The organism is Enterobacter cloacae complex sp. IR5401 (assembly GCF_049238425.1).
GTDB classification, from domain to species: Bacteria; Pseudomonadota; Gammaproteobacteria; order Enterobacterales; family Enterobacteriaceae; genus Enterobacter; species Enterobacter hormaechei_C.
Map to the genome: position 1 here is coordinate 24,329 of NZ_JBMKHN010000018.1, position 21,287 is coordinate 45,615.

The window sequence follows — 21,287 nt, forward strand, 5'->3', positions numbered from 1 at the left end:
TTACGCACCCTTTTCAGGGATACGCCAAATTTTACCATTCAGGAGGGCCGATGAGCCACTTAGACAACGGTTTCCGTTCACTCAACCTTAAACGTTTCCCGGAAACGGACGACGTGAACCCGCTTCAGGCGTGGGAAGCGGCGGATGAATATCTGCTGCAACAGTTGGATGAGACTGAAATCAGCGGCCCGGTTCTGATCCTGAATGACGCGTTTGGCGCGCTGGCCTGCGCGCTGGCGGAACATGCGCCTTACAGTATCGGCGATTCTTACTTAAGCGAACTGGCGACGCGTGAAAACCTGCGCCATAACGACATCGAAGAGTCCAGCGTGAAGTTCCTCGACAGCACCGCGGACTACCCGCAGGCGCCGGGCGTGGTGCTGATTAAGGTGCCAAAAACCATGGCGCTGCTGGAGCAGCAACTGCGCGCGCTGCGTAAAGTCGTCACGCCAGAAACCCGCATTATCGCGGGTGCCAAAGCGCGCGATATTCACACCTCGACGCTGGAGCTGTTCGAGAAGGTCCTCGGCCCGACAACCACGACGCTTGCCTGGAAAAAAGCACGCCTGATCAACTGCACCTTCAGCGCACCGGCGCTGGCCGACGCGCCAGAAACGCTGAGCTGGAAACTGGAAGGTACCGACTGGACCATCCACAACCACGCGAACGTCTTTTCCCGTACCGGTCTGGATATCGGGGCGCGTTTCTTTATGGAACATCTGCCGGAAAATCTTGAGGGTGAGATTGTCGACCTGGGCTGCGGCAATGGCGTGATTGGCCTGACGCTGCTGGCGAAGAACCCGGAGGCCAGCGTGGTGTTCAGCGACGAATCGCCAATGGCGGTGGCCTCCAGCCGTCTGAACGTGGAAACTAACCTGCCTGAAGCGCTGGATCGCTGCGAGTTTATGATCAATAACGCGCTGTCGGGCGTAGAGCCTTTCCGCTTCAACGCGGTATTCTGTAACCCGCCGTTCCACCAGAAGCACGCCCTGACGGATAACGTCGCGTGGGAGATGTTCCACCACGCGCGCCGCTGCCTGAAAATCAACGGCGAGCTGTATATAGTGGCGAACCGCCACCTGGACTACTTCCACAAGCTGAAGAAGATTTTCGGCAACTGCGTCACCATTGCCACCAATAACAAATTCGTGGTGCTGAAATCGGTGAAGCTGGGGCGTCGTCGCTAAATAACCAGTGCAAGCTGGGTGCCCTGCGCAATCGCCCGCCGCGCATCCAGCTCCATCGCCACGTCGCACCCGCCGATCAAATGCACCGTTTTACCCGCTTCGCGCAGCGGATCGGCCAGATCGCGCTTTGGCTCCTGTCCGGCGCACAAAATCACATGATCCACGCGCAGCAGCTGCGGTTCACCACCGATCAGCACATGCAGCCCGTCGTCGTCGATCTTCTGGTAGCTCACCGCCGGGATCATCTTCACCCCGCGCGAGAGGAGGGTGGCGCGGTGGATCCAGCCAGTAGTTTTGCCCAGCCCTTCACCCGGCTTGCTGGCCTTACGCTGGAGCATCACGATCTGGCGCGGGCTTTTCGGCAGCTGCGGCCCTTCCGGCCGTAATCCGCCGGACTGGCTCAGGCTGGTATCAATGCCCCATTCCACGCAGAACTCAGCGATGTTCTGGCTGGTGGCCTCGCCCGGCTGGCTTAAATACATCGCGGTATCAAAACCGATCCCGCCGCAGCCGATAATCGCCACCTTCTCGCCAACCGGTGCTTTGTCGCGTAGCACGTCCAGATAGCTCAATACCTTCGGATGATCGATACCCTCGATCGCAGGGGTGCGCGGGGCGATCCCACTCGCGAGGATCACCTCGTCGAAACCGATCAGATCCGCCGCGCTGACAAACTTGTTAAGCCGCAGATCGACACCCGTCACCTCGATCATCCGGCGGTAATAGCGCAGCGTTTCGTAGAACTCCTCTTTGCCGGGGATCTGTCTGGCGATAGTAAATTGCCCGCCGATCTCCGCCAGCGCATCAAACAGCGTCACGCTGTGCCCGCGCGAGGCGGCATTGACCGCAAACGCCAGGCCCGCCGGGCCTGCGCCCACCACGGCCAGGCGTTTTTTATTGACCGTCGTAACCACCGGCATTTTGGTTTCATGGCAGGCGCGGGGGTTAACGAGGCAGGAGGTGACTTTGCCAGCGAAGATTTGATCCAGACAGGCCTGGTTACAGCCGATGCAGGTATTGATCTCATCCGCACGGCCGCTTTGCGCTTTGGAGAGCAGTTCGGCATCCGCGAGGAACGGACGCGCCATCGAGACCATATCGGCGTCGCCGCGGGAGATCACATCGTCCGCCACCTGCGGGTCGTTAATGCGGTTAGTGGTCACCAGCGGAACGGAGACTTTGCCTTTCAGCTTGCGCGTTACCCAGCTGAACGCCGCACGCGGCACCGGCGTGGCGATGGTGGGGATGCGCGCTTCGTGCCAGCCAATCCCGGTGTTGATAATGGTGGCACCGGCGGCTTCAATTGCCTGCGCCAGCTGCACGGTTTCGTCGAAGGTGCCGCCGCCTTCCACCAGGTCGAGCATCGACAGGCGGAAGATGATAATAAAATCCGCACCCGCACGTTCACGCACCGCGCGCACCACCTCCACGGCAAAACGCATCCGGCGGGCATAGTCGCCACCCCATTCGTCGTCGCGCTGGTTGGTGCGTGCGGCGAGAAATTCGTTAATCAGATAGCCTTCAGAGCCCATCACCTCAACGCCGTCGTAGCCCGCTTCCCGCGCCAGCGCCGCGCAGCGGGCAAAATCGTCGATCAGCGCCAGGATCTCGTCGTGGCTAAGGGCGTGAGGAGTAAAGCGGTTAATCGGCGCCTGAATAGCCGAGGGGGCAACCAGGTTCGGTTGATAGCTGTAGCGCCCGGTATGCAGAATTTGCAGGGCGATTTTGCCGCCCTCGCGGTGGACCGCGTCGGTCACAATGCGGTGATGCGGCAGCTGTGACGCATCGTTCAACACCGCGCCGCCCTCCATCGTCACCCCGGAAGGGGCAGGGGCTACGCCGCCGGTGACAATCAGCGCCACCCCGTGGCGCGCGCGTTCGGCATAGAAGGCTGCCAGACGTTCAGCCCCGTCCGGACGCTCCTCCAGCCCAGTGTGCATTGAGCCCATCAGCACGCGGTTTTTGAGGGTGGTGAACCCCAGATCGAGAGGGGCGAATAACGACGGGTAGCGGCTCATAGTCTCTTCCAGTGTAAAATTATTGTTATGTGGTCGGATGAGTTACTAATTTAGCCAGCGGGGAGTAAAAGGGAAAAGGGGAATGCGGTGAATGTGATGGGATTCAAATATTGGTGTGGCCTGATGCCCTCTCCCTAAGGGAGAGGGGACTTAATCTCCCTCTCCCTTAGGGAGAGGGCCGGGGTGAGGGGGATGCCCGCACCAGCCCCGGTGCCTGCCACATCGACGTGGTCAGCCCGCTGTCCACCAGCCCGAGCTGGTCGGCGTACACCGCCTGCCATTTCTGCATCATGCTGTCGTACAGTTCCCGGTGCTGCGGGTTTGGCGTGAACTCGCGGCTCCACTTCACCAGCCGCTCGCCCGTCGAAGCCATATCCGCAAACAGCCCCGCGCCAGCTCCTGCGGCAATGGCACAGCCGAGCGCCGTTGCCTCTTTAACTTCCGGCACGCGCACCGGCAGGCCGGTAACGTCGCTTAAAATCTGACTCCACAGGGCGCCTTTGGCCCCGCCGCCCGCAAACACCAGACTCTCAATCGTCACGCCGGAGAAGCGCGAAATCTGCGCCAGGTTGCAGGCCGAGACGATCGCCGCGTTCTCCTCCAGAGCGCGGAACAGCGTCGCTTTGTTGCACTTTTCCGGGTCGATGGAGAGGTTAATAAACGACGGCGCGGCGTGATACCACTGCTTAAAATGCATCGCGTCGGAGAAGATTGGCATCACGCCGTGGGAGCCCGCCGGGACGCGGCTCGCCATCTCTTCCAGCAGGGAATAGGTGTCCATCCCCATCCGCTCGGCAATCAGCTTTTCCTCGGCGCAAAAGGCGTCGCGGAACCAGCGCATGGTCAGCCCGGTAAAGAAGCTGATCGACTCCGCCTGCACCATGCCGGGGATGACGTGCGGGTTCACGCGGATGTTCATGTCGGGGTCGGTGCGTACCTGCGGCAGATTGACCACCTGCTGCCAGAAGGTGCCGCCCAGCACCGCCGTTTGTCCGGCGCGGACCACGCCCAGCCCCAGACAGCCCAGCTGCACGTCGCCGCCGCCCATCACCACCGGCGTGCCTTCACGCAGGCCGCACTGCTGCGCGGCTTCTTTCGTGACGGCCCCCAGCACGGTGCCGGTCTCTTTCACCGGGGAAAGGATATCGGCGCGCAGCCCGGCCATGTCGAGCAGCGCCGGACGCCAGTCGCGGGAGAAGAGATCCAGCATACCGGTGGTGCCCGCATTGGACGGGTCCACCGCCAGCTCGCCGGAGAGCTTCGCCGCCAGCCAGTCGCTGATCATGGTGATAGTCGCAGCCTTGCGGTAAATATCCGGACGGTGGTGCGCCAGCCACAGCAGGCGCGGCATGGCGCTCAGCGCCAGCGTCTGGCCGGAGACCTCATACACTTCGGATTCAAACCGGTAGTCGTGGATCTCTTTGAGTTCAGCCACCTCGCGGCTGGCGCGGGCGTCGACGTTGGCGCAGGCCCAGATAGCCTCGCCGTTGCGGTCGTACAGCACAATCCCTTCGCGCATCGAGCAGCAGGCGACGGACTGAATATCCGCCGCGCTAAGCCGTGCGCGCTCCAGCGCCTGCTGAATACACCGGCAGGCCAGCCGCCAGTTGGTGTCGAGGTCGAACTCCATCGAGCCCGGCACGTTCTCCACGCTCAGGTGCTTCCACTCGGCCTGGCCAACGGCAATCTGGTTGCCCTGTAAATCGAAAATCACGGCGCGAACGCTGCCTGTCCCTGCATCTAACGCTAAAAGGTAACTCATGAGCTTGCCTCGCTGTTAGCGCAGGGCTGCTCTTATCCGGCCAGAGCCAGCACCGCGCGGGCTGTCGTCTCTTCCGTCACCAGGCCATTAATACGGCGACCTTTCAGTGCGGCATAAATCGCATCGGCTTTCTCTTCCCCTCCGGCCACGCCGACAATGGTGGGCAGCTGCGCCAGTTCATCGAGCGTGACGCCCAGTAATTCTTTGTGGATCTCCAGCTCCTCGACGCATTCCCCTTCGGCATTGAGGAAATAGCCGAGGATATCGCCCACCGCGCCTTTGCGGGCGTACATCAGCTGTTCACCTTCGCTGATATAGCCGGAGCGCAGGATCGTTGCGTCGCGGCGCTGGTTTACCGAGCCAATCCCGACCACCGCCACGTCAGCCGCGGTGGCGGCGAGGATCACGTCCCGCACGCTGGTTTCGCGCTTTAAGATCCCGGCGACTTCAGCGGATGACACGCGAAGCGGGGCGGGGATCATGCTGACGCTACAGGCCGCATCCAGCTGGCCGATACCGGTCATATACGGCCCGACGCCGCCGGAGAGCGTCACCAGGCGGATCTGCTGCGAGCTGATAAAGCCGCTTAAGTGTTGCAGACTGCTCATGGTGGTTTCACCGAACCCCACCGCTAACAGCTGGCCGGGCTCCAGTACGCCCATCAGCGACTGCGCCGCGCCAATGCCCAGCCGCACGTTCATCGGCGGGGTATTCAGGGCAGGCATCACGCGCACCAGCTTCAGGCCAAAGCGCTGCTGTAGCTCGGTTTCCAGCGCCAGGCAGCCCTCGTAGCGGGAGTTGATCTGCACGCGGATCACCCCGGACTGACGGCCCTTCTCCAGCAGGCGGGAGATCTTCAGGCGCGGCAGCCCGAGCCGTTCGCCGATGTCGTTCTGGGTCAGCCCGTCGTGGTAGTAGCACCAGGCCACGCGCGCCACCAGCTCCTCTTCCGCCAGTGCCAGCCCGGCAAACCGTCCTTCTTCCGCAGTGCGTTTATCGCTCATAATTGAACTCTTATAAAAATTTAGATCATATGTTCGTGATGGCGCGACGTGAAAATGTGAGCCACGCGACAAAACGGATCATTTCGATCGATTCCGGTTTATCTAAATCTCAATCGATAAAATTGTGATCCCTGCACGGTTGTAAATATAGTTCACCGTCTACGCTTTTGAACATTATTAAATCTAAAAATCATTTGTTCAATAGCGGAGCGATGATGACACCACTTCTCAACGCGCGAAATATCAGCAAGCAGTTCTCAGGCGTGCCGGTCTTAAAAGGCATTGATTTCACGCTGCTTGCGGGGCAGGTGCACGCGCTGATGGGCGGTAACGGCGCGGGAAAATCGACGCTAATGAAGATCATCGCCGGGGTGGAAACGCCGGATAGCGGTGAACTTTCGGTTGCGGGCGAGTCTTTTGCACGGTTTACCCCGGCGCAGGCGCACCGGTTAGGCATTTATCTGGTACCGCAGGAGCCTCTGCTTTTCCCCAACCTGACCGTGCGGGAAAACATCCTGTTCCGCCTGCCGCGAGAGCGCGATCGGGAAAAGCGGCTGGCGGAAAAACTCCGGCAATTGCAGTGCCAGCTTAACCTCGACGCCACCGCCAGCACCCTCGAGGTGGCTGACCAGCAGATGGTGGAGATCCTGCGTGGGCTGATGCGCAACGCCAGAATTCTGATCCTCGATGAACCCACGGCCTCGCTGACGCCCGGTGAAACCGAACGGCTGTTTCGCCAGATCCGCGCCTTGCAGGATCTTGGCGTCGGGATTGTTTTTATCTCGCATAAGCTGCCGGAGATTCGGCAGCTGGCGAGTCACGTCTCGGTGATGCGCGACGGCGCCGTGGTGCTCAGCGGCGAAACCGCGCAGTTTGACGATAACGCCCTGATCGCCGCCATGACGCCGGTAAGCCGGGAGACCTCCCTGAGCGATACGCAAAAGCTGTGGCTGGCGCTGCCGGGCAACCGCCGCACCCAGGCGCAGGATTTTCCCGTGCTGCGGGTGGAGGATCTTACCGGGGAAGGGTTTATCGATCTCAGCCTTGAGATCTACGCCGGGGAGATCGTCGGCCTGGCCGGGCTGGTAGGCTCCGGGCGCACCGAGTTTGCCGAAACGCTCTACGGCCTGCGTCCGGTTCGCGGGGGGCGCGTCTGGCTGGAGAACCAGGAGATCACCGCCGATCCGGTCAGTTCACGCCTGCAAAAAGGGCTGGTCTATCTGCCGGAAGACAGGCAGGTGTCCGGCCTGTTTCTCGACGCGCCGATCCGCTGGAACACCGTGGCGCTGAACGAGCCGTCGCTCTGGCAGCAGCGAAAGCGGGAGTCTGCGGTAGTGGAACGCTATCACCGGGCGCTGGGGATCAAGCTCAACCATGCGGATCAAACCGTGCGCACGCTCTCCGGTGGTAATCAGCAGAAGGTGCTGCTGGCGCGCTGTCTGGAGGCCAACCCGCTGCTGCTGATCGTCGATGAACCGACGCGCGGCGTGGACGTCTCGGCGCGCGCCGATATTTATCAGCTGCTGAAAAGCGTGGCGGCGCAGAACGTGGCGGTGCTGATGATCTCAAGCGATCTCGATGAGTTTCCCGGCCTCGCGGATCGGGTGCTGGTAATGCATCAGGGCGTGCTCAGCGGCGAGCTGCCGCGCCACGCCGTCAGCCTCGACCGGATGATGGCGCTGGCGTTTGGAGGGCAATCATGAAGATCTTACTGAAAAACCGCGAGCTGAGCGCGTTTCTCGCCATTCTGGCGCTGTTCGCCGTGCTGGTGGCGCTGAACCCGTCGTACCTGAGCTTACAGACGCTGGGGATGATCTTCGCCAGCTCGCAGATCCTGATCCTGCTGGCTATCGGCGCGGCGCTGGTGATGCTGACCCGCAATATTGACGTCTCCGTCGGCTCCACGGTCGGGTTGTCCGCCATTGCCGTCGGCGTGGCGCTTAACAGCGGCTACAGCCTGCCCGTTTCCATTCTCTTCGCGCTGTCGATCGGCGCGCTGGCCGGGGCGTTCAACGGTTTTCTGGTGGTGGGCCTGCGCATTCCGGCGATTGTCGCCACCCTCGGCACGCTGGGGCTTTATCGCGGGGCGATGCTGCTCTGGACCGGCGGGAAGTGGATAGAAGGGCTGCCGCCGGGGCTGAAATCCCTCTCTGAGCCTGCCGCCGTCGGCATTTCGCCGCTCGGCATGCTGGTGTTGATTATCGCGGCCACCGGCGCGTGGACGCTGTCGCGCACCGCCTTTGGGCGGGATTTTTACGCCGTGGGGGATAACCTCACCGCCGCGCGCCAGCTGGGCGTGGCGGTGAACCGCACCCGCATGATCGCCTTTACCCTGAACGGCCTGCTGGCGGCCTGCGCCGGGATTGTGTTTGCCGCGCAGATAGGCTTTGTGCCCAACCAGACCGGCAGCGGGCTGGAGATGAAAGCCATCGCTGCCTGCGTGCTGGGGGGCATCTCGCTGCTGGGCGGCACCGGCACGCTGGTCGGTGCGTTCCTCGGCGCGTTCTTCCTCACCCAAATCGATACCGTGCTGGTGCTGTTCAGGCTCCCGGCGTGGTGGAACGACTTTATCGCCGGGCTGGTGCTGCTGGGCGTGCTGGTGCTCGACGGGCGTCTGCGTCAGGCACTGGCGCGGCATCAGCGGGCGCTGAAATACAGCCGTTTCCAGCCCGGTAACAAAGGGGGAAAGCACGTTACCCCGTTTCCCAAACGCAAAAAAGAGGTGGCGTAAATGAGGCTTAACTGGGAAAGCGCGCTGCTGATTTTACTGGTGCTGGAGATCCTGCTCTTCGGCGCCATCAACCCGCGCATGCTTGATATCAACATGCTGCTGTTCAGCACCAGCGATTTCATCTGTATTGGCATCGTGGCGCTGCCGCTTACGCTGGTGATCATCAGCGGCGGGATCGACATCTCCCTCGGCTCGACCATCGGCCTGTGCGCGATTGCGCTGGGGGTGATGATGCAGGCCGGGTGGCCGATGGCGGTCGCCGTTCCGCTTACGCTGCTGCTGGGTCTGCTGTGCGGGCTGGTGAATGCGGCGCTGATCCACTACACCGGCATCAGCCCGTTGGTCATTACCCTCGGCACGCTCTACCTCTACGGCGGCGGCGCGCTGCTGCTCTCCGGCATGGCGGGGGCGACGGGCTACGAGGGCATCGGCGGCTTCCCGGACAGCTTTACCGCCTTCGCTAACCTCACGGTGCTGGGGCTGCCGATCCCGCTGGTGCTGTTCGCGGTGATTACCGCCTTCTTCTGGCTGATTACCCACCGTGGGCGCTTTGGTCGGCACCTGTTTTTGATTGGGCAGAACCCGCGCGCGGCGCGCTATGCGGCGCTGCCGGTGAACGGCATGCCCTACGCGCTGTACGGCCTGGTGGGCGTGGCCTCGGCGATTGCCGCGCTGGTGATGGTCTCCTATTTCGGCTCTGCGCGTTCGGATCTGGGGCGCGATTTGCTGATGCCCGCGCTCACCGCCGCCGTGCTCGGCGGAGCCAATATCTACGGCGGGTCAGGTTCTGTTGTCGGTACGGCGCTGGCGGCGCTGCTGGTGGGGTATCTGCAACAGGGTTTACAGATGGTCGGCATCCCCAACCAGGTGTCGAGCGCGCTGTCGGGGGCGCTGCTGGTTGTGGTGGTGATGGGGCGTTCGCTGAGTCTGCACCGCGAATGGGTGCGATCTCTCTTCAGAAAACTATCCGGAGCGTAAGATGAAAACAAAACTGCTCGTCCTGGCAATGGCCCTCAGCTTCGCTTCGGCGCAGGCGGCGGACCGCATTGCCTTTATCCCGAAACTGGTAGGCGTGGGATTCTTCACCAGCGGCGGCAACGGCGCGAAAGAGGCGGGGAAAGATCTTGGCGTGGACGTGACCTACGACGGCCCGACCGAGCCGAGCGTCTCCGGTCAGGTGCAGCTCATCAATAACTTCGTCAACCAGGGCTATAACGCCATCATCGTCTCTGCCGTGTCACCGGACGGTCTCTGCCCGGTGCTGAAGCGCGCGATGCAGCGCGGCGTCAAGGTCCTGACCTGGGATTCCGACACCAAACCGGAGTGCCGCAGCATCTACATCAATCAGGGGACGCCGGAACAGCTGGGCGGCCTGCTGGTGGAGATGGCGGGCAAGCAGGTCACCAAACCGAACGCGAAAGTGGCGTTCTTCTACTCCAGCCCGACCGTCACCGACCAGAACCAGTGGGTGAAAGAGGCGAAGGCCAAAATCGAGAAAGATCATCCTCAGTGGCAGGTCGTCACCACCCAGTTTGGCTATAACGACGCCACCAAATCGTTGCAAACCGCCGAAGGGATCTTAAAGGCTTATCCGGATCTGGATGCGATCATCGCCCCGGACGCCAACGCCCTGCCGGCGGCGGCACAGGCGGCAGAAAACCTGAAGCGGGAAGGGGTGGCGATTGTCGGCTTCAGCACGCCGAATGTGATGCGCCCGTACGTTGAGCGCGGCACGGTGAAGGCCTTCGGCCTGTGGGACGTGGTGCAACAGGGCAAAATTGCGGTCAATGTCGCCGATCGTTTGCTGAAAAAAGGCGATCTTAACGTCGGCGACAGCGTAGACGTGAAAAATATCGGGACGCTGAAGGTCGAGCCGAACAGCGTGCAGGGCTACCAGTATGAGGCGAAGGGCAACGGCATCGTGCTGCTGCCGGAGCGCGTGGTGTTCACCAAAGAGAACATCAGCAAATACGATTTCTGACGGGGGAGCAAATGGCTGATTTAGACGACATCAAAGACGGCAAGGATTTTGGCATCGGTACGCCGCAGCAGAATGTGCCGTACACCCTGAAGGGCTGCGGCTCGCTGGACTGGGGCATGCAGTCGAGGCTTTCGCGCATTTTCAACCCGCAGAGCAACCGCACGGTGATGCTGGCCTTTGACCACGGCTACTTTCAGGGACCGACCACCGGCCTTGAGCGTATCGATCTCACCATCGCGCCGCTGTTTGGCGAAACCGACGTGCTGATGTGCACCCGCGGCATCCTCAGGAGCCAGGTACCTGCCGCGACGAACAAACCGGTGGTGCTGCGCGCCTCCGGCGGTAACTCGATTCTGGGCGAGCTGTCTAACGAGTGCGTGGCGGTGGCGATGGAAGACGCGCTGCGCCTGAACGTCTGCGCGGTGGCGGCGCAGGTGTACATCGGAAGCGAGTTTGAGCATCAGTCGATCAACAATATCATCAAGCTGGTCGATGCAGGGGCGCGCTACGGCATGCCGACGCTGGCGGTGACGGGCGTGGGGAAAGAGATGGCGCGTGACGCTCGGTATTTTTCGCTGGCAAGCCGCATCGCCGCCGAAATGGGGGCGCAGTTCGTCAAAACCTATTACGTGGATGAGGGTTTTGAAAAAGTGACCGCCAGCTGCCCGGTGCCGATCGTTATCGCAGGGGGCAAAAAGCTGCCGGAGCACGAGGCGCTGGAGATGTGCTGGCGCGCGATAGACCAGGGCGCGTCCGGCGTGGACATGGGGCGCAACATCTTCCAGTCCAGCGCGCCGCTCGCCATGCTGAAGGCGGTGAAGAAAGTGGTTCATGAGAACATGAGCGCCCGGGAGGCGTTCCAGTTCTGGCAGGAAGAGAAACAGGGAGAAGCAAAATGAACGTGACGCTGGTGGAGATCAACATTAAGCCCGAGCGGGTGGACGAGTTTCTGGAGGTATTTCGCGCCAACCACGAGGGGGCGATCAAGGAGCCGGGCAACCTGCGCTTCGACGTATTGCAGGACCCGCGGGTGAAAACCCGGTTCTTTATCTACGAAGCCTATAAAGACGAAGAGGCGGTGCTGGCACATAAGCAAACCCCGCACTATCTCGCGTGCGTGGATAAGCTGGAGGAGCTGATGTCGGAGCCGCGCAAAAAACGCAGCTTTGTCGGATTGTTGCCGGAGTAGCGGTTTTGCCTGGTGGCGCTGCGCTTACCGGGCCTACGGGTACGGGGGGTGTTGATTTTGTAGGCCGGGTAAGCGAAGCGCCACCCGGCGTTGTTCACGCCAGCTCCAGCAACTGAATACGCGCCGTCGCGCCCGGCATCAGCTTTTGCAGATTGCTCACCAGCTCATCGCCAGCTTCCTGTAATGCCGCCAGCGGCATCGACGGCAGGCTTTCGAGAATAAACCACATGGACTGCGCCTGGCTGTCCAGACGCGTGCGTATCCCCTGTCGCCAGTTCCAGCGGCGGCAGGTGATGCCAAGATCGTCACGCCAGATAACTTCGCCTGGCTCCGGATTTTCGACTACCGGCTCACCCTCTTTGACGGTATCAAACGGCTCGCTGCCGTCGGCCAGCGTCAGGCGCGGCGCTCCCGAGTAAGCCGCCAGATTTTCTCCCCCTACCGGAATCGCGTAGCGGATACTGATGGCATTATAGATATCCACCACCGGGTCGAGCGTCGGCAGCGAACCGTCTCTCATCACGCGCTTGCGCAGGGCCGAGGCCGAGCAGGGCGTACGTTTGGGTTTTGCACCAAAGGCTTTAAACACCTCATCCCAGGCGGCGAGATGATTTTCTGCCCAGGGCACATCATCATTGAGCATCTGCTGGCAGGCCTGCGCCAGCGCAGCGGGCGCAACCTCCGGTTGGGTAATCGGGGCAGCTTCAACCAGAATGCTCAGCGCCCGAAAGCCGGGCGCGATCCCGACAAGTCGCGAATCTATTGACGGTGTTACAAGAGACATAAATAATCCTGTATTGACTGTTTTATATCATGGTAGTGACCAATGACTGATAAAGTCAATATAATGACCGATGCGGGTGCCGATGTTGCCCAGGTAAGCCTGGCCGTCGCGAACCGTATCCGCAGCTGGCGGAAAGAGAAAAAACTGTCGCTGGACGAGCTTTCTCGCCGCGCCAGCGTCAGCAAAGGCATGCTGGTAGAGATCGAAAAAGGGGCTGCCAACCCCAGCATTGCCATTCTGTGTAAACTGGCCGCCGCGCTTGGCGTCTCGGTGGCAGATATCGTTAACGTCTCCAGCGAGCCGCAGATACACATTATTCAGGAAGAGGCGATCCCGGTTCTGTGGCAGGGCGCACAGGGCGGTTACGCCAGATTGCTGGCAGGCACCGCAGGCCCGGATATGATTGAGCTGTGGCAGTGGGAGATGCATCCGGGAGAAACGTTCACCTCTCCGGGACATCCGGCGGGAACGTTTGAGCTGCTGCACGTGAACGAAGGCATGTTAACCCTGACGGTGGACGAGACGGTAACGCAGGTAGCTGCCGGGGCGTCGGCGGTGGCGAAAACGGAAGCGGCGCACGGCTATGCCAATGAAAGCGATACCGTGCTTCGCTTCACCATGACGGTGGCAGAGTTTCACCGATAAAAAGCAGCCCGGTGGCGCTACGCTTACCGGGCTTGCATATGCAGTATGTTGTAGGCCGGGAAAGCGTAGCGCCACCCGGCTTTTTTTACGCCTCTTCCACACTCACCCGCAGCGCCGCCAGCGCCTTACGCGCCGCCTTCAGCACCTGCTCACACTGCTCAATGGTGAGCGTCAACGGTGGTTCAATGCGGATGGTTTTCGAGTTGTTAAGCGTTCCCGCCACCAGTACCCGCTGGCGGAACATCTCGCTTGCGAAGCTATAACCGGTTTCGTTATCAACGAACTCAATCGCCATCAGCATCCCTTTCCCGCGCGCATCCTGTACCAGATCCGGGTATTCCCGGCCCAGCTGGCGGAAGCCGTCCAGCAGCATGTCGCCTTTCTGCTCCGCCTGCGCAGGCAGGTTTTGCTCCAGCAGCACGTTGATGGTCGCCAGCGCGGCCGCGCAGGCCAGCGGGTTACCGCCAAAGGTGGTGGTATGCAGGAATGGATTGTCGAACAGCACTGAGAACACCTCTTCAGTGGCGACCGTTGCGCCAATCGGCATCACGCCGCCGCCGAGCGCTTTTGCCAGGCACAGAATATCCGGCTGAACGTTCTCATGCTCACAGGCGAACATCTTGCCGGTGCGCCCCATCCCGGTCTGCACTTCGTCGAGGATCAGCAGCGCGCCAAACTCATCGCACAGCTGACGCACGGCGGGCAGATAGCCCTGCGGCGGGAGGATCACGCCGCCTTCACCCTGAATCGGCTCCAGGATCACCGCCGCCACGTCGTCGCCGGTTTTACGGCATTCGCCGAGCATGGTGCGCATGGCGTTGATGTCGCCGAACGGTACGTGGCGGAAGCCCGGCAGCAGCGGCATAAACGGTTTACGGAAAGTGGATTTAGCGGTCGCCGACAGCGCGCCCAGGGATTTCCCGTGGAACGCGCCGCTGGTGGCGATAAAGGTAAATTTCCCGCGTGGCGACTGGTACGCTTTGGCGAGTTTAATCGCCGCTTCGACCGATTCGGTGCCGCTGTTGCTGAAGAAGCTGTATTTCAGTTTGCCGGGCGTTAAGGCTGCCAGCGTTTTCGCGAGCATGGCGCGAAGCGGATCGAGCAGTTCCTGGCTATGGAGAGGTTGTTTCGCAAGTTGATTCTGTACGGCGGAAACCACAACTGGATTACGGTGCCCCACGTTGAAAATACCAAAACCACCCAGGCAATCGATAAACTCCTGTCCCTGGGTGTCGACAAGCGTATTCAGACTGCCCGCTTGCCACTCTACGGCTCCGTAATCCCCGCCGGCGGTAACAGATTTGCGATACTCCAGAAAACCAGGATTCACATGCTCTTTAAAGTAATCAATGACCTCACGGTTAAGTTGTTTCATCTCCTCATGATCAAGCGTTCGCTTTTCAATGAGATTCAGTGCGTGCGCGGTACAGGCAAGAGCCGAGGCGCTGGAAGGTAACCTGTTCAAAATATGCTCCCGGGGATCGCGTATCACATGATACTGAGTTAATTATTGCAGGGATTACGCCACCTCAGATGCCTTAACAAAAATCGGGATAAACGCCAGGTGAAATCAAATTTGCACAATATTTAATCATGCCATTGCGCGCCGCACGGGATAAGGGATAACGAGCCGGGGATGGGGTGTCGTCAATTGCACTACCCCAGGGCAGGAAATGCGCCTTAAGTGTGCGCCGGGGGATCATGCTTTGTAGGTAGTTTCGTCTCGAAAGTATTTTAAATCAATTAATTAGAAAAACGCACGAAAAGTGCGGTTTAACCGAGATTTGCGATCTCAATCATATTTAACAACTAAAGATAAATTTTTTATCGCCGAAAAAACATAAGCCACAAAATTAACATTCAAATAACCTGCAAGGGATGCTCACTATGTCCTCTCCTGACTATGTCACCCAGAATGAATATCCGCTGGACGATGACACCACGCTTATGTCGACCACCGACCTCCACAGCTACATGACCCACACTAACGACACCTTTGTGCAAGTGAGCGGCTTTACGCTCCAGGAGCTGCTCGGGCAACCGCACAACATTGTGCGCCATCCGGATATGCCGAAAGCGGCTTTTGCCGACATGTGGTACACGCTGCAAAAGGGCGAACCCTGGAGCGGGATTGTCAAAAACCGACGTAAAAATGGCGATCACTATTGGGTACGCGCCAATGCGGTACCGATGGTGCGTAACGGCCAGATGACGGGCTATATGTCCATTCGTACCCGCGCCACCGAGGACGAGGTCGTCGCAGTGGAGCCGCTTTATAAGGCGCTCAACGAAGGACGTAGCAAAAAACGCATTCATAAAGGGCTGGTGGTGCGCAAAGGCTGGCTCGGCAAATTACCGGCGATGCCGCTGCGCTGGCGCGTGCGCAGCGTAATGGCGGTACTTTTTGCGGTGATGGCCGCAACGCTGGTTGCCAGTGCTGCGGGCTGGGCTTCGCTGGTGGCGGCAGCCGTGGTGATGCTGCTTGGCACCCTGGTGTTTGAACAACAGATTGTCCGCCCGGTGGAAAACGTCGCACGGCAGGCGCTCAGGGTCGCTACCGGAGAGCGTAACAGCGTGCAGCATCTTAGCCGCAGCGATGAACTGGGGCTGACGCTGCGGGCCGTCGGACAGCTGGGGCTGATGTGCCGCTGGCTGATCAACGACGTCTCCAGCCAGGTGGTGAGCGTGCGCGACGGCAGCGACAGGCTGGCGCAGGGCAATGAAGATCTCAACGACCGCACGCGCCAGACCGTGGCTAACGTTCAGCAGACCGTGGCAACAATGAACCAGATGGCGGCGTCGGTGCAGAGTAACTCTGAGACCGCAGCCGAAGTCGACAAGCTGTCGATGGCCGCCAGCAGCGCGGCCACGCAGGGGGGCACCGTGATGCAGACCGTGGTGAAAACCATGGATGACATAGCCGACAGTACCCAGCGCATTGGCTCTATTACCTCGCTTATCAATGACATTGCCTTCCAGACCAATATTCTGGCGCTGAACGCCGCGGTTGAGGCGGCACGCGCGGGCGAGCAGGGGAAAGGCTTTGCGGTGGTGGCGGGCGAAGTGCGTCATCTTGCCAGCCGCAGCGCGAATGCAGCTAATGATATTCGTAAGCTGATCGACGCCAGCGCCAGCAAAGTACAGTCGGGCGCCGATCAGGTCCACGCCGCGGGACGTACCATGGATGATATTGTCGAGCAGGTGAAAAACGTCACGCAGCTTATCGCGCAGATCAGCCACGCCACCTCCGAGCAGGCGACAGGCCTGACAGAGCTGACCCGTGCCGTGGCAGAGCTGGACAGCATTACGCAGAAAAATGCTGACCTGGTCGAAGAGAGCGCGCAGATTTCCGCGATGGTTAAGCACCGGGCCGGACGTCTTGAAGATGCGGTTACCGTGCTGCATTAAGAAATGCATGCTTCGATAAAGCCGTTTATTCCTCCGGGGTAAACGGCTTTTTTGTTTTTCAGAATACGTTATGTTGTTAATGAAATATTAATTAACTAAAAAAAGCACCCGATTTTTAATTGTTACGCCCCGGATTTATTGAAAGTGAGAAATAAAAAAACGATCAAAGTCATAAAGTTAGAGAGTTTCCTGTCGATAACAGCGATCGTCTGAGAAATAATCACATCGATGGGGTAAATATGTTCATACATGACGTAAAGATCGGCACGAAATTATTTCTGGCGTTTGGATTATTTATTGTCCTGATGGTCGTCAGCGCAAGCTTGTCTCTGATGAGCCTGAATCGGGCAAACAATGGAATGCAAACCATCCTTACCAGCGATTATCCAACGACGGTAAAAGCGAACCAGTTAATCGACAACTTCCAGGAATTTATCAGCACGCAGCAACTCATGCTGCTGGACGAACAGGGGACGTACACGGCGCAATCAGAGCAGCGTCTGAAGGCGATCAGCGAGCGCATCGCCGCAATCCTGAGCGAGCTGGACAACGCTCTCAAGGATAAAAAATCCCAACAGGTGCTGGCCGATATCCACGGCGTGCGCCAGCAATATCTTGACTCGCGCTACCGCATTTTGCAGGCCGTGCAGAATAACGACCGTGCGGGCGCGATAAACGAAATGATGACCAACACCCTGAACCTGCAACAGTCCTATAAAGCGAAAGTGCAGGCGTTGATTGCGATCCAGGATCATGAAATGCAGAGTGCGGGCGAGCAGGTGGAAGGTGATTTCCGCACCAATCGTCTCCTGCTGATCCTGATTACGCTTTTTAGCGTCGCGGCAGCCAGCCTGACTGGCTGGTTCATTGTGCGATCCATTACCCGCCCGCTGAACGACGCGGTGAATTTTGCGGAGGCCATTGCCGATGGCGATCTCACCGGCAGCATTACCTCGCACGGTAAAGATGAAACCGGACTGCTACTCACCGCACTGATGGAGATGAAAACGCGCCTGCTGGAGATTGTGCAGCAGGTGCAAACCGGATCGGAAAACATCTCCAGCGCCGCCGCGCAGATTGTCGCGGGCAACCAGGATCTGGCTGCCCGCACGGAAGAGCAGGCCAGTTCCGTTGAACAGACGGCTGCGTCGATGGAGCAGATTACCGCCACGGTGAAGAATACCGCGTCCCACACCGGAGAAGCGACGAACCTGTCTGCCGATGCGGCTGCTGTGGTCAAAAACAACGGCGAGATGATGAAGCAGGTCACCAGCAAGATGCGCCTGATCAACGAAACATCGAACAGGATGTCCGACATTATCGACCTGATCGACGCCATTGCCTTCCAGACTAATATTCTGGCGCTGAACGCGGCGGTCGAAGCGGCGCGCGCGGGTGAGCATGGTCGCGGCTTTGCGGTGGTGGCGGGCGAGGTACGTCAGCTCGCGCAGAAAAGTGCAACATCCGCAAGTGAGATCCGCCAGCTGATTGAAAGCTCCACAAGCCAGACGCAGGACGGCATGAACCTTGTGGAGAAGGCCAGCGGGCTTATCAACGGCATGGTCGGCAACGTAGAGGAGATGGACGTCATCCTGCGTGAGATTCGCCAGGCCAGCCACGAACAGACGGAAGGCATCTCGCAGATCAACAGCGCGATTGGCCTGATAGACGCCACCACCCAGCAGAACTCCGCGCTGGTGGAGGAGTCCGTTGCGGCGGCGGCATCCCTTAACGAACAGGCCATGCACCTGAAAGAGCTGGTCCGCGTGTTCCGCGTGAGCGACGGCGTGCTGGCTTAATCCAGCTGGGAGATCTCCAGTGCCGCGCGGTCAATCACGCCGATAATCTGTTTTAACTGCGCGTCGCTGAGCTCTCCCTGATTAACCTTCAGATCCAGAACCGCTTTGAAGTTATCCAGCGCCCGCTTCATCTGCGGGTTTTTGCGCAGCTGGAAACCGACGGAGCGCGCCTTGATACGCGTCTGGATCTGCTCCAGCTGTTCCCGGTTATCTTCCAGCCACTGTTCTCCGGCGGCGTTAATCGCAATCCGCTTACGGCCGTTCTCTTCTTCGGTAATGATGATAAGCGACTGATCCTGCAAGTAATCCAGAGTCGGATAGATCACGCCAGGGCTTGGCGTGTAATGTCCCTGCGTCAGGTTCTCGATCTCTTTGATCAGCTCATAACCATGGCTCGCGTTGCGGGTCAGGATATCCAGGATCACCAGCCGCAGATCGCCATGACCAAAAAATCGTGGCCGGCGTCCGCCGCCGTCGTGTTCGTGTCGCATGTTTCTTCCTCAATTTGATATATCTAAACTATATCTAAGATATATTCAGATGCAATCTAAAAAATCTTGATTTCTGAGTTAATAGCAATCATTATCATTAAAAATTCATTCCGATATATCGTATTCACCTGAGAAGGGCATCAACATGGCATCTACCCGTTACCCTCAACGTGTCCGCAATGACCTGCGTTTTCGTGAGCTGAACGTGATGCGCACTGAGCGAGTCAGTGCAGGATTTCAGCGCATTGTGCTAGGCGGCGAGGCGCTGGAGGGCTTTAGCTCTCACGGCTTTGACGACCATACCAAAGTCTTTTTCCCGGCACCGGGCACCACTTTCGTGCCGCCTGTGGTGACTGATGAAGGCATCGACTGGGGCGACGGCGTGCGTCCGCAAGCGCGTGACTATACCCCGCTGTACGATGACGAAAAACATGAGCTGGCGCTCGATTTCTTCGTTCATGATGGTGGCATTGCCAGCAACTGGGCGGCAGAGGCGAAGGTGGGCGACAAGCTGACCATCGGCGGTCCGCGTGGTTCGCTGGTGGTGCCGGAAGATTACGCCTGGCAGCTGTACGTGTGCGACGAGTCGGGCATGCCCGCGCTGCGCCGCCGTTTAGAAAGCATCGCAAAACTGCCTGTTCGCCCGGCGATCCACGCCATCGTCACCGTGGGCGATGCGACGTACCAGGACTATCTGGCGCACCTGAGCGGGTTCAACATCACCTGGGTTATTGGCCACAACGAGCAGGCGGTAGCCGACCATCTTGCAGCGCTGGCCGTGCCGGAAGAGGATTACTTTATCTGGCTGACCGGGGAGGGGAAGGGGGTGAAATGCCTGAGCCGTCAGTTTGAAACCGACGCAATTGACCCACAGCTGGTGCGTGCCAGCGCGTACTGGCACGCCAAATAATCAGGCAGCGGGATCCAGCTGCGCTTCGCTCACCTGATGTTCGAGCGAGGCGCATACCTCTTTCAGCGCTTTCTCCTGCTGGGCAAAGTAGGCTTCCATATTGCTGAGCGACGAGACGAGCAGCCAGGACTCTTCTTTCTCCAGCTCTGCCAGCTCGTTCACCAGGGTGTCGATTTGCTCACGCACCTGCGCCATCTTTTTACGAATACGTTCCAGGTCGTTCAGCCTGTCGCTCGCCATCATCGGTTCAAACCCTTGTTGCAGACGGGCGACCAGCAAGCGAATGGCCTTCACGTCGCCGCGCTGTTTGGCCTGGTTGAGTTGCACCATCATCCTGTTGGCTTCTTCTTTTAAATCATCGGCAACCAGATCCGGGTGGCATAACTTGCTCGCCTGACGCCAGAGCCGCTTCAGCTCGTTCCGATCCTCTTCAGAGAGATCCTTGCCTTTACGCAGGCGCACTTCGGCATCATGATGCTGTTCGCGATACTTCTTGTACTCTTCGTTGGCCTCATCGCGCGCCTGACGTGCTGGCTCTTCTTCACGCGTTAAACCGGTCTCCAGCTCCATCGCTTCGGCCAGCAGGTTGGCAATCAGATTACTTTGCTGCTGAAGATGCTTGCGCGCCTCTGCCGCCTGAACGGAATCCGCAGGCAGATCTCGCCAGCGCCGGGTGAGCGTTGTCAGAACCTCTACGGCCTGCGCCATATAGCTCTGGCAGCGGCGGTAATCCTCTTCCCGGCGACGCGTCTCCGCCTGCTGACGACGCAGGTTAAGCTCCGCCAGCGTTTTACGCAGGGCGAGGATCTGCTGCATCAACGGCCCGAGGCGGGAGAAATAGAGATCGTTGAATTCGTCAAGCTGCTGTACCCGGGCGTTACGACGATCAATCAGATCGCGCAGACGCTCTTCCAGGGCTTTTAGCTCCAGCTTGCTGGCCGCCAGTTGCGGGTCACGCCACGGGGTAACGGCGCGCTGGCTTTGCAGCCAGGTGGTGATAGCGCGAAGGGCTGCGGTGTAGTTTTTCTGCTCAAGCGCCGCGACGATGGACAGGAGTTCATCGTCAAAGGCTTCCTCTTTGAGACGTTTCAACTGGCTCCGGATGATGTCGTCATCTTCCAGCTCAATGGCATTTTTAATGATTTCTAGCCGTTTGATCGGTGTGCTCATGATGCCTTTCGCTCTGGCGCTTAAGTATTTGAGTTAAGGTTAGTTGTTGTAAAAGCTACAGGAAATAATACACACGGATGATGATCGGCGCGATGGGGGATTTCTTTAGTTTTTAGGGTTTGTGAGGGGAAGCGGCAGGCCGGGCTACGTGTGGTGGATTACTTACAAAAAAGCCACTCAATCGAGTGGCTTAACTGGATGATTCTAA

18 protein-coding genes are annotated in these 21,287 nt (G+C 59.3%); 11 read left to right on the top strand and 7 right to left on the bottom strand.

The features are described 5' to 3' along the window. The first annotated feature begins 50 nt into the window (after window positions 1-50). Window positions 51-1,187, top strand: a complete 1,137-nt coding sequence (rlmG, locus tag ACOTX1_RS20330; RefSeq protein ID WP_003862620.1) for a 23S rRNA (guanine(1835)-N(2))-methyltransferase RlmG — start codon at window positions 51-53, stop codon at window positions 1,185-1,187. On the opposite strand, the gene ACOTX1_RS20335 is transcribed toward rlmG, so the two are convergent. From ACOTX1_RS20335 to lsrR, 3 genes are all read right to left on the bottom strand, one after another. Continuing rightward, window positions 1,184-3,205, bottom strand: coding sequence for an NADPH-dependent 2,4-dienoyl-CoA reductase (locus ACOTX1_RS20335; RefSeq protein WP_023314887.1), 2,022 nt, complete (start codon window positions 3,203-3,205; stop codon window positions 1,184-1,186). The genes rlmG and ACOTX1_RS20335 overlap by 4 nt on opposite strands. Before the next feature lie 166 nt (window positions 3,206-3,371). Further along, window positions 3,372-4,967 carry an autoinducer-2 kinase gene (gene lsrK / locus ACOTX1_RS20340; RefSeq protein ID WP_023314886.1) on the bottom strand — a complete coding sequence of 532 codons (1,596 nt, stop codon included), beginning with the start codon at window positions 4,965-4,967 and terminating at the stop codon, window positions 3,372-3,374. A 32-nt stretch (window positions 4,968-4,999) separates the two neighbouring features. Further along, window positions 5,000-5,971, bottom strand: coding sequence for a transcriptional regulator LsrR (gene lsrR / locus ACOTX1_RS20345; protein ID WP_023295481.1), 972 nt, complete (start codon window positions 5,969-5,971; stop codon window positions 5,000-5,002). Window positions 5,972-6,186: 215 nt separating this feature from the next. Between lsrR and lsrA the strand changes: the two genes are divergently transcribed. The 6 genes from lsrA to lsrG are packed head-to-tail and all read left to right on the top strand — an operon-like array spanning window position 6,187 to window position 11,872. Then, a complete protein-coding gene (lsrA, locus tag ACOTX1_RS20350) occupies window positions 6,187-7,674 on the top strand; it encodes an autoinducer 2 ABC transporter ATP-binding protein LsrA (RefSeq protein WP_023314885.1) in 1,488 nt (495 codons plus the stop codon). Then, on the top strand, window positions 7,671-8,702 hold the full coding sequence (lsrC, locus tag ACOTX1_RS20355) for an autoinducer 2 ABC transporter permease LsrC (RefSeq protein WP_023314884.1): 1,032 nt from the start codon (window positions 7,671-7,673) through the stop codon (window positions 8,700-8,702). The genes lsrA and lsrC overlap by 4 nt, the downstream gene beginning before the upstream one ends. After that, window positions 8,703-9,680 (top strand): autoinducer 2 ABC transporter permease LsrD, encoded by a 978-nt coding sequence (gene lsrD, locus ACOTX1_RS20360; protein ID WP_003862612.1) that lies wholly within the window; start codon window positions 8,703-8,705, stop codon window positions 9,678-9,680. A 1-nt stretch (window position 9,681) separates the two neighbouring features. Continuing rightward, window positions 9,682-10,683, top strand: coding sequence for an autoinducer 2 ABC transporter substrate-binding protein LsrB (gene lsrB, locus ACOTX1_RS20365; protein ID WP_023314883.1), 1,002 nt, complete (start codon window positions 9,682-9,684; stop codon window positions 10,681-10,683). An 11-nt stretch (window positions 10,684-10,694) separates the two neighbouring features. After that, entirely contained in the window at window positions 10,695-11,582 is an 888-nt protein-coding gene (gene lsrF, locus ACOTX1_RS20370; RefSeq protein ID WP_023314882.1) for a 3-hydroxy-5-phosphonooxypentane-2,4-dione thiolase, read from the top strand. Further along, complete coding sequence (lsrG, locus tag ACOTX1_RS20375) at window positions 11,579-11,872, top strand: (4S)-4-hydroxy-5-phosphonooxypentane-2,3-dione isomerase (protein ID WP_003862606.1); 294 nt, start codon at window positions 11,579-11,581, stop codon at window positions 11,870-11,872. Before lsrF ends, lsrG begins: the two co-directional genes overlap by 4 nt. A gap of 94 nt (window positions 11,873-11,966) precedes the next feature. Here lsrG and ACOTX1_RS20380 read toward each other — a convergent pair whose 3' ends face one another. Continuing rightward, window positions 11,967-12,656 carry a B3/4 domain-containing protein gene (locus tag ACOTX1_RS20380; protein WP_023314880.1) on the bottom strand — a complete coding sequence of 230 codons (690 nt, stop codon included), beginning with the start codon at window positions 12,654-12,656 and terminating at the stop codon, window positions 11,967-11,969. Between the two features lie 42 nt (window positions 12,657-12,698). On the opposite strand from ACOTX1_RS20380, the gene ACOTX1_RS20385 reads away from it, so the two are divergent. Next, entirely contained in the window at window positions 12,699-13,301 is a 603-nt protein-coding gene (locus ACOTX1_RS20385; RefSeq protein ID WP_023314879.1) for a helix-turn-helix domain-containing protein, read from the top strand. A gap of 85 nt (window positions 13,302-13,386) precedes the next feature. On the opposite strand, the gene ygjG is transcribed toward ACOTX1_RS20385, so the two are convergent. Further along, window positions 13,387-14,766: a putrescine aminotransferase gene (ygjG, locus tag ACOTX1_RS20390; protein ID WP_022651884.1), complete on the bottom strand. Its 1,380-nt coding sequence runs from the start codon at window positions 14,764-14,766 to the stop codon at window positions 13,387-13,389. Window positions 14,767-15,188: 422 nt separating this feature from the next. Here ygjG and ACOTX1_RS20395 point away from each other — a divergent pair, with 422 nt between their 5' ends. Beyond that, the gene (locus tag ACOTX1_RS20395) at window positions 15,189-16,709 is read left to right on the top strand and encodes a methyl-accepting chemotaxis protein (RefSeq protein ID WP_023314878.1); all 1,521 of its coding nucleotides are present in this window, start codon (window positions 15,189-15,191) and stop codon (window positions 16,707-16,709) included. A 239-nt stretch (window positions 16,710-16,948) separates the two neighbouring features. Beyond that, complete coding sequence (locus ACOTX1_RS20400) at window positions 16,949-18,508, top strand: methyl-accepting chemotaxis protein (protein ID WP_022651882.1); 1,560 nt, start codon at window positions 16,949-16,951, stop codon at window positions 18,506-18,508. Here the strand turns inward: ACOTX1_RS20400 and ACOTX1_RS20405 are convergent. Beyond that, the gene (locus tag ACOTX1_RS20405; protein ID WP_022651881.1) at window positions 18,505-18,999 is read right to left on the bottom strand and encodes a PadR family transcriptional regulator; all 495 of its coding nucleotides are present in this window, start codon (window positions 18,997-18,999) and stop codon (window positions 18,505-18,507) included. The genes ACOTX1_RS20400 and ACOTX1_RS20405 overlap by 4 nt on opposite strands. A 145-nt stretch (window positions 19,000-19,144) precedes the next feature. Here ACOTX1_RS20405 and ACOTX1_RS20410 point away from each other — a divergent pair, with 145 nt between their 5' ends. Next, a complete protein-coding gene (locus tag ACOTX1_RS20410; protein WP_023314877.1) occupies window positions 19,145-19,909 on the top strand; it encodes a siderophore-interacting protein in 765 nt (254 codons plus the stop codon). Here the strand turns inward: ACOTX1_RS20410 and ACOTX1_RS20415 are convergent, their stop codons facing one another. Next, entirely contained in the window at window positions 19,910-21,079 is a 1,170-nt protein-coding gene (locus tag ACOTX1_RS20415) for a DNA repair ATPase (protein WP_003862593.1), read from the bottom strand. Window positions 21,080-21,287: the final 208 nt, after the last annotated feature.